Annotated in this window: 7 protein-coding genes; 5 read left to right on the forward strand and 2 right to left on the reverse strand. The window is 62.0% G+C overall.

The window, feature by feature from the left end; all coding sequences use genetic code 11:
• Positions 1-211: 211 nt before the first annotated feature.
• The 3 genes from ACLCGK_RS14340 to ACLCGK_RS14350 all read left to right on the forward strand — a co-directional run bounded on the left by ACLCGK_RS14340 (position 212) and on the right by ACLCGK_RS14350 (position 1,838).
• Positions 212-775 (forward strand): hypothetical protein, encoded by a 564-nt coding sequence (locus tag ACLCGK_RS14340; protein WP_410952225.1) that lies wholly within the window; start codon positions 212-214, stop codon positions 773-775.
• A 105-nt stretch (positions 776-880) separates the two neighbouring features.
• On the forward strand, positions 881-1,318 hold the full coding sequence (locus tag ACLCGK_RS14345; RefSeq protein ID WP_039612463.1) for a hypothetical protein: 438 nt from the start codon (positions 881-883) through the stop codon (positions 1,316-1,318).
• A 268-nt stretch (positions 1,319-1,586) separates the two neighbouring features.
• Entirely contained in the window at positions 1,587-1,838 is a 252-nt protein-coding gene (locus ACLCGK_RS14350; protein WP_410952228.1) for a DUF3077 domain-containing protein, read from the forward strand.
• 101 nt (positions 1,839-1,939) lie between these two features.
• On the opposite strand, the gene putA is transcribed toward ACLCGK_RS14350, so the two are convergent.
• Together putA and ACLCGK_RS14360 are read right to left on the reverse strand one after the other, a co-directional pair.
• Entirely contained in the window at positions 1,940-5,893 is a 3,954-nt protein-coding gene (gene putA / locus ACLCGK_RS14355) for a trifunctional transcriptional regulator/proline dehydrogenase/L-glutamate gamma-semialdehyde dehydrogenase (protein WP_015272041.1), read from the reverse strand.
• 94 nt (positions 5,894-5,987) lie between these two features.
• Positions 5,988-6,176 (reverse strand): hypothetical protein, encoded by a 189-nt coding sequence (locus ACLCGK_RS14360; RefSeq protein WP_143493363.1) that lies wholly within the window; start codon positions 6,174-6,176, stop codon positions 5,988-5,990.
• 74 nt (positions 6,177-6,250) lie between these two features.
• Here ACLCGK_RS14360 and putP point away from each other — a divergent pair, with 74 nt between their 5' ends.
• Positions 6,251-7,729 (forward strand): sodium/proline symporter PutP, encoded by a 1,479-nt coding sequence (gene putP, locus ACLCGK_RS14365; RefSeq protein ID WP_410952226.1) that lies wholly within the window; start codon positions 6,251-6,253, stop codon positions 7,727-7,729.
• 185 nt (positions 7,730-7,914) lie between these two features.
• Positions 7,915-8,751, forward strand: a complete 837-nt coding sequence (locus ACLCGK_RS14370) for a 23S rRNA (adenine(2030)-N(6))-methyltransferase RlmJ (protein WP_410952227.1) — start codon at positions 7,915-7,917, stop codon at positions 8,749-8,751.
• Positions 8,752-8,861 lie beyond the last annotated feature (110 nt).

Here is an 8,861-nt window from a genome sequence, read left to right on the forward strand (position 1 = left end):
CTTTCGCGGGTAAACCCGCTCCCACAAGTACTGCGCAGCCCCAGCCATCAACGCTGCACCTGTAGGAGCGGGTTTACCCGCGAAAGGGCCGGAGCAGGCGCAGGAAAATGTAGAGACGTTTCCCACAAGTCAGAGTGGAACTGGACTACTGCGGATCGAATGCCATTTGGCCTTGAATGTGTGCTTTGGTGTTCGCAATGAGGCTTTTCTGATGAGTGATGTCCACAAGAACGACTTGACTGATTTCGAGGGCAAGCAACTTCCCTTCTTCGTAGTCTCGCCCCTGAAGTTTGGCGTAATGACCTTCTTCACCCTTGGTTTTTACTGGCTGTATTGCTTTTATCAGAGCTGGAAGCTGCATGGAGTGAGGACAGGAGAAAAGGTCAGCCCATTCTGGCGAAGCGCTTTTGCAGTGTTCTTCATCTACCCGTTATTGAAAAGGGTGAATGATCATATTCGCGAGTCAGGCAGAACCTACCCTTGGTCCATTCTGGGGCTCGCGCTGGGCTACTACGGTATGTGTGCTGCCTGGGTGGCTGCCAGTGTGATTCTGGATGATCAGTTGTGGGCGGCGTATTTTGCGGGTGTAGTCATTCAAGCAGCTTGGTTGGTCATTCTGGTGCCCATGCAGAAAGGCGCCAATTTCAGCGCGGGGGATGAGGCAGGAGTGGCCAACAGCCGTTTCACGCTGGCCAATTGGTTGTGGATGCTGCTGGCTGCCGTAATTACAGCAGCGCAGCTGTTTGCTTTGATCGCACTTTCGTCCATGGCTTGAGCAGCGTCGCAGCAGAATTTGCCGGGGCCGCTTTGCGGCCCTTTCGCGGCGAAAGGCCGCCCCTGCGAAGCTCGGTATTCCGGCGCGGTTCGAAGAGGGAGCATATTGAAGAACTCGAACTTGAGCTGGCATGCGATCGCTTTCCTGTTTTGGGGAGGCATGGACGCGTTCTACATCTGCCTTTATGTTTTCCGCAGTACGGAGCGAGGTGCCATACCTTTCTGGACGGATTTCAAGGACGCATTGAGCAACATGCAGATCTGGGGAGGAGGGCTAGAGCTAATCGTCTGGCTAGGCCTGATTCTGCAGCTTTCGTTGATAGCGACCTGCGGGTTGTTTCTAATGCGTTGCCGGTTGGCTGTCTATTTGGCGATGGTGCAGATCCCCTTTCGCATCTTTTTTATCGTTCCGTCGATATCCATAATCCTGTTGTTGCCGATGCTGGCTTCCAGTATCAGTAACTCGGTGTGGATTGGGCTGATGCTGACTTCGGAGGCTGGGAAAGGCTGGTGCCTATTGTGGCTCTGGCGAAAGCGCGGGTAACGGTGTGCGCCGGGTTTTTTGGATTTTTCTACCGGTCTGTCAACCCATGCACAGCTGCCACCCTCTTGTTTGACAGCAGGTGGTGATAGTTCCTGATCCACCCCTGAACGCAGATTCACTCGAAGATCCTAATCTAGGTCGCGAACTTCGCACTGAGGCTTAATGATGTGTCGCCTGAGCCGGCCCTTTCGCGGGCATGCCCGCTCCCACCGGTACGGTGCAAGTCATGAAGCTTGTGGTGATCCTGTGGGAGCGGGCGCGCCCGCGAATAGGCCCGGCCAGGCACTCGAGAATTATCAGGGGATTGAACAATGACAACAGAAGACACCCAATCCGCATCGAGCCTGGCATCCCGTGCAGGGACGCCCGTGAGCAGTCGTCGGAGTTGATGGGTTATGTCCGCGAATTGACCATTACCGGGCTGATGGATGAGAAGCCGATGATGATCTGGGCTGCCCATTACCTGAGTGCGATGGCCAAGGCACTGATGGATGATGCTGAGTTGGGGATGAAGCAGTGAGGGTTTGGCTTCAGGTTGAATGAACACCTGTCAGCCCAACCCCAGCCCCCATAAAAAAAGGAGAGCCGAAGCTCTCCTTTTTTCGTTAACAACCCTCAACCTCAGCCAATGGTCATCAGGCTGGCATTACCACCGGCAGCAGCAGTGTTCACACTCACTGCCCGCTCGATCACCAGGCGCTCCAGCGCAATCTGGTGGTCGCCGCTGGACAGCCCGTGCACACCCACGATCGCCCCGGCACGCTTGGCCACCTGCTGGCACACGCCGCGCAGCTGGTCCGAGTCGCCATGGTGGATCACGGCGTCGAACGCCACTTCATCCTTGTTCCAGTCCGCCACCAATTTGACCTTGGCCTGCAACTCTCGCGGCAGGCGGGCACGCAGGGCCTTGCCCGGCTCGCCATCCGCCCATACCGCCGAGCTGCCAACGGCCAGCACTGCGGCGAACTGCGCCAGCAGGTCAGCTTCGTTGTCGGCCAGGCACAGCACGTGCTCACGCGGCAGGATGGTGTAGCTGTTGCGCTCGCCGGTCGGGCCTGGCAACAGGCGGGCGATGCCGCTCTGCGACTGGCTGGCGAACTGGCTGCACAGCGTGGCAAGGTCGGTCAGCTGGTTGCTCTCAGCCCATGCCTTCAGGCCGTGCAGCGGCTTGATCAGCTGTTCGTGCAGGGCGCGGTCAGGCTTGCCTTCGCCGTCCTGCTGCTGGAAGTGGCGGCCAATCGCGTCGGCCGGGCGGGTCGACAGCAGGCGGTACAGGTACAGCGGGCCGCCGGCTTTCGGGCCGGTGCCGGACAGGCCTTCACCACCGAACGGCTGCACACCCACCACTGCACCGACGATGTTGCGGTTGACGTACATGTTGCCGGCGTTGGCGGTTTCCACCACCTTGGCGATGGTCTCGTCGATGCGGGTGTGCACGCCGAGGGTCAGGCCGTAGCCGGAGTTGTTGATCTGCTCGATCAGCTGGTCCAGGTTGCGACGGTTGTAGCGCACCACGTGCAGCACCGGGCCGAAGATTTCACGCTTGAGCTCGTCAAAGCTTTCCAGCTCGATCAGGGTCGGCATGACGAAGGTGCCGCGCTTGAGCTCCGCAGCATCGGCAATGGCCACCTGGTAGACCGAGCGACCTTTCTCGCGCATGCCCTGGATGTGCTTCTCGATGCCGGCTTTGGCTTCGGCGTCGATCACCGGGCCAATGTCCACGGCCAGGCGGTCCGGGCAGCCCAGGCGACTTTCGGCCATGGCACCCTTGAGCATTTCGATCACGCGGTCGGCGGAGTCTTCCTGCAGGCACAGCACGCGCAGTGCCGAGCAACGCTGGCCGGCGCTGTCGAAGGCCGAGGACACCACATCGATCACCACCTGCTCGGTCAGTGCCGAGGAGTCGACGATCATCGCGTTCTGGCCGCCGGTTTCGGCGATCAGCGGGATCGGGCGGCCCTGGTTGTCCAGGCGGCCGGCGACGTTGCGCTGCAGCAGGCGGGCCACTTCAGTGGAACCGGTGAACATCACGCCCTTGACGCGCTCGTCACCCACCAGGCCGGCACCGACGGTTTCACCGCGGCCAGGCAGCAGCTGCAGCACGCCTTCAGGAATGCCGGCTTCCAGCAGCAGGCGCACGGCCTGGGCAGCGATCAGCGGGGTTTGCTCGGCCGGCTTGGCCAGTACGGGGTTGCCGGCGGCGAGCGCTGCGGCTACCTGGCCGGTGAAGATCGCCAGCGGGAAGTTCCACGGGCTGATGCACACCACCGGGCCCAGCGGGCGGTGGGCGTCGTTGCTGAAGTCGTTGCGTGCCTGCACCGCGTAGTAGCGCAGGAAGTCCACGGCTTCACGCACTTCGGCGATGGCGTTGGCGAAGGTCTTGCCGGCTTCGCGGATGAGCAGGCCCATCAGCGGCTGGATTTCGGCCTCCATCAGGTCGGCGGTGCGCTCCAGAATGGCGGCGCGTTCGGCCGGCGGGGTGGCCTGCCAGATCGGAGCGGCATTCAGTGCGCACTGGATGGCGTTGTCGACGTCGGCGACCGTGGCTTCCTGAACATGGCCGACCACGTCGCGGTGGTCCGCCGGGTTCAGGACCGGTGCGGCGGTGCCTTCGCTGGCTGCGCAGGCCAGCAGTGGCGTGGCTTTCCAGTCGTTGTGGGCGGTGGCCAGCATGGCGCAGGACAGCGACGCCAGGCGGTGTTCGTTGGCCATGTCGATGCCGGCCGAGTTGGCCCGCTCGCTGCCATACAGTTCACGCGGCAGCGGGATGCGTGGGTGCGGCAGGCCGATGCTGCCTTCCTGGGTGCCCATGCGCTCGATGCTGGCGACCGGGTCGGCGACCAGTTCCTGGATGGAGATCGAGTGGTCGGCGATGCGGTTGACGAACGAGGTGTTGGCGCCGTTTTCCAGCAGGCGACGCACCAGGTAGGCCAGCAGCGTTTCGTGGGTGCCGACCGGTGCATAGACGCGGCACGGACGGTTCAGCTTGCCTTCGGAAATCTTGCCGACCACCTGCTCGTACAGTGGCTCGCCCATGCCGTGCAGGCACTGGAACTCGTACTGGCCCGGGTAATAGTTCTGACCGGCAATGTGGTAGATGGCCGACAGGGTGTGGGCGTTGTGGGTGGCGAACTGCGGGTAGATGGCTTCTGGCACGGCCAGCAGCTTGCGGGCGCAGGCGACGTAGGACACGTCGGTGTACACCTTGCGGGTGTAGACCGGGTAGCCTTCCAGGCCTTCGACCTGGGCGCGCTTGATTTCGCTGTCCCAGTAGGCGCCTTTCACCAGGCGGATCATCAGGCGGTGGCGGCTGCGCTTGGCCAGGTCGATGACATAGTCGATCACATACGGGCAGCGCTTCTGGTAGGCCTGGATAACGAAGCCGATACCGTTCCAGCCGGCCAGCGAAGGCTCGAAGCACAGGCGCTCGAGCAGGTCGAGCGACAGCTCCAGGCGGTCGGCTTCTTCGGCGTCGATGTTCAGGCCGATGTCGTACTGCTTGGCCAGCAGGGTCAACGACAGCAGGCGCGGGTACAGCTCTTCCATCACGCGCTCGTACTGGGCGCGGCTGTAGCGCGGGTGCAGCGCCGACAGCTTGATCGAGATGCCCGGGCCTTCATAGATGCCACGGCCATGGGAGGCCTTGCCGATCGAGTGGATGGCCTGTTCGTAGGACGCCAGGTACTTCTGTGCGTCGTGCTCGGTCAGTGCGGCTTCGCCGAGCATGTCGTAGGAATAGCGGAAGCCCTTGGACTCGAAGCGGCTGGCATTGGCCAGGGCTTCGGCGATGGTTTCGCCGGTGACGAACTGCTCGCCCATCAGGCGCATGGCCATGTCGACGCCCTTGCGGATCATCGGCTCGCCGCTCTTGCCGATGATGCGGGTGAGCGAGGAGGTGAGGCCGGATTCGTTGTGGGTGGACACCAGCTTGCCGGTCAGCAGCAGGCCCCAGGTGGCGGCGTTGACGAACAGCGACGGGCTGTTGCCCAGGTGCGGCTGCCAGTTGCCGGTGCTGATCTTGTCGCGGATCAGCGCGTCACGGGTGCCCTTGTCGGGGATGCGCAGCAGGGCTTCGGCCAGGCACATCAGTGCCACGCCTTCCTGGGACGACAGCGAGAATTCCTGCAGCAGGCCCTGAACGATGCCGGCACGACCGCCAGCGCTCTTCTGGTTACGCAGTTTTTCGGCGATGCCGGCGGCCATCTTGTTGGTCGCTTCGGCCAGCGGGGCGCTCAGGCGCGCCTGCTCCAGCAGCATCGGTACCACTTCCTGTTCGGGGCGGCGGTAGGCGGCGGTGATCGCCGAGCGCAGCACCGACTGCGGCAGGATGCTCTCGGCGAACTCGAGGAAGCACTGGTGGCTGTGGTCGGGTTGGACCTCACCGGCGTCGTCGGCCAGGTTGCTGGCATGGCCGTTGAGTTCGGTCAGGGTGGCACCACCCTCGAGCTTCTCCAGGTAGTTGAAGATCGCTTGCTTGATCAACCAGTGCGGGGTGCGGTCAATCGACTGCGCAGCTGCCTTGAGTCGCTCACGGGTCGGGTCATCGAGTTTGACCCCAAGGGTGGTCGTCGCCATTTCTTATCCTCGTTATTGCCACGGTTGTGGCCTAAGCTGGCGCCAAGAGTAGCTGTAGGACAATTCGGGTGCAACCAGGTGCAACCCGAATTTTTCATGGAAAAGGTGCAACTCGTCCGACCGTCATTTCCATGCCCGGAAAAGGGTCGTTTTCGGTGCGTTTTATTCTGAAAAGCGGGGGTGTTGCTCCCAAAAGGAGCAAAAAATCAGATTTGTCTGAAAATGCACGAGAAGGTGCAACTTGCAAATGAAAAATGGTTGCACCCGCTTTGCGTTGTTGCATAGGATTCGCCGCCTGGGTGCAACCGCCATGGCTGCGGTTGTGCATGACATAAAAACAAACGCCAGGGCACACGCATGGGCAATCCACTAACGATCACTTTCGTGGTCTATATCGCGGCAATGGTGCTGATCGGCTTCGCCGCCTATCGCTCCACCAATAACCTTTCCGACTACATCCTCGGCGGTCGCAGCCTGGGTAGCGTGGTCACCGCGCTTTCCGCCGGCGCTTCCGACATGAGCGGCTGGCTGCTGATGGGCCTGCCGGGTGCCATCTACTTCTCAGGCTTGTCCGAAGCCTGGATTGCCATCGGCCTGACCGTCGGCGCCTACCTGAACTGGCTGTTCGTCGCTGGTCGTCTGCGCGTGCAGACCGAGCACAACGGCGATGCACTGACCCTGCCGGACTACTTCTCCAGCCGCTTCGAAGACAGCAGCGGCGTGCTGCGGATCATCTCGGCCATCGTGATCCTGGTGTTCTTCACCATCTACTGCGCCTCCGGTATCGTTGCCGGTGCCCGTCTGTTCGAGAGCACCTTCGGCATGCCGTACGAAACCGCCCTGTGGGCCGGTGCCGCCGCGACCATCGCCTACACCTTCGTCGGTGGTTTCCTGGCGGTGAGCTGGACCGATACCGTGCAGGCTTCGCTGATGATCTTTGCGCTGATCCTCACCCCGGTGATCGTGCTGATCTCCACCGGCGGCTTCGATACCACCTTCGCTGCCATCGATGCGGTCAACCCGGCCAACTTCGACATGCTCAAGGGCGCCACCTTCATCGGCATCATCTCGCTGATGGGCTGGGGTCTGGGCTACTTCGGTCAGCCGCACATCCTGGCGCGTTTCATGGCCGCCGACTCGGTGAAGTCGATCGCCAACGCCCGCCGTATCTCCATGACCTGGATGATCCTGTGCCTGGCCGGTACCTGCGCCGTGGGCTTCTTCGGCATCGCCTACTTCTCGGCGCACCCTGATCTGGCGGGCCCGGTCACCGAGAACCACGAGCGTGTGTTCATCGAGCTGGCCAAGATCCTGTTCAACCCATGGATCGCCGGTGTACTGCTGTCGGCCATCCTGGCGGCGGTGATGAGTACCCTGAGCTGCCAGCTGCTGGTGTGCTCCAGCGCCCTGACCGAAGACTTCTACAAGTCCTTCCTGCGCAAGAACGCTTCGCAGGTCGAGCTGGTGTGGGTCGGCCGGCTGATGGTGCTGGCCGTCGCCCTGATCGCCATCGCCATGGCCTCCAACCCGGAAAACCGCGTGCTGGGCCTGGTGGCTTACGCCTGGGCCGGCTTCGGTGCTGCCTTTGGTCCGGTGGTGCTGATTTCGGTACTGTGGAAAGGCATGACCCGTAACGGCGCACTGGCCGGTATCGTGGTGGGCGCACTGACCGTGATCCTGTGGAAGAACTTCGACACCCTCGGGCTGTACGAAATCATCCCGGGCTTCCTGTTCGCCAGCATTGCCATCTTCGTGGTGAGCAAGCTGGGCAGCCCGTCGCAGGCAATGGTCAAGCGGTTCGAGACTGCTGATGCGGCGTATCACGCTGACAAGTAATACCGTCTGATTCGGTGTTGCCTTCTTCGCGGGCTTGCCCGCTCCCACAGATGCTCCACAGGGTCTGAGATCTGTGCAGGCCCTGTGGTGGCGGGTTTACCCGCGAAGATGCCGTCGCCGATCAGCAGCCAGGCCTGACTCCGCCTGCAAGGCAAGGTAAACTTGCCACCCCCGCAGGAGTTGCCATGAACTATCGTCACGCCTTCCACGCCGGCAACCACGCCGACGTCCTCAAACATATCGTGCTGACCCGCCTCATCGCCCTGATGTCGCGCAAGGAGCAGCCGTTCGCCTATATCGATACCCATGCAGGGCTCGGCCTTTACGACCTGCAGGGCGACCAGGCAACCCGCACCGGCGAGTACCTGGAAGGTGTCGCCCGCCTGTGGAATCGCGATGACCTGCCGGCCATGGCTGACGACTATTTGCGAATCATCAAGCGTCTGAATGCCGATGGCGAGCTGCGCTACTACCCCGGTTCGCCCGAGCTGGCTCGCCGTCTGATGCGCCAGCAGGACCGCGCCCTGCTCAACGAGAAGCATCCTGAAGACGGGCCGCTGCTCAAAGAGAACATGAAGAAAGACCCGCGCGTGTTCGTGCACCTGGGCGAAGGCTGGCATGTGCCGCGGGCCTTGCTGCCGGTGCAGGAAAAGCGCGCGATCATGTTGATCGACCCGCCGTTCGAACAGGCTGACGAGCTAAAGCGCTGCACTACCGCCATGAAAGAGGCGATCGGCCGCATGCGCCAGACTGTCGCGGCCATCTGGTACCCGATAAAGGACCAGCGCTCGCTGACCCGCTTCTACCAGGACCTGACCAGCACCGGCGCACCGAAACTGCTGCGGGTCGAGTTGTATGTGCACCACCAGGACAGCCCGCAGGGGCTCAACGGCTCCGGTCTGGCCATCGCCAACCCGCCGTGGGGGTTGGAAGAAGAGCTCAAGGAGCTGCTGCCATGGCTGGCCAAAGAGCTGGCACAAACCGCCGACAGCTTCCGCATGGACTGGCTGATCGCTGAATAATATTGCTTGCCTGTACCGGCCCCATCGCCGGCAAGCCAGCTCCCACAGGTACAGCGCGGGCCGTCAAATTGGCTGTGGACCTGGTGGGGCTGGTTTTTCTGCCCTGGAGG

It is taken from the genome of Pseudomonas sp. S1(2024) (genome assembly GCF_046557535.1).

What these genes read in the sequence shown, in the direction of transcription:
- ACLCGK_RS14340 (WP_410952225.1), top strand. Translation starts at nt 212, where the DNA reads ATGAGTGATGTCCACAAGAACGACTTGACTGATTTCGAGGGCAAGCAA.
- putA (WP_015272041.1), bottom strand. Translation starts at nt 5,893, where the DNA reads ATGGCGACGACCACCCTTGGGGTCAAACTCGATGACCCGACCCGTGAG.
- ACLCGK_RS14360 (WP_143493363.1), bottom strand. Translation starts at nt 6,176, where the DNA reads ATGCAACAACGCAAAGCGGGTGCAACCATTTTTCATTTGCAAGTTGCA.
- putP (WP_410952226.1), top strand. Translation starts at nt 6,251, where the DNA reads ATGGGCAATCCACTAACGATCACTTTCGTGGTCTATATCGCGGCAATG.
- ACLCGK_RS14370 (WP_410952227.1), top strand. Translation starts at nt 7,915, where the DNA reads ATGAACTATCGTCACGCCTTCCACGCCGGCAACCACGCCGACGTCCTC.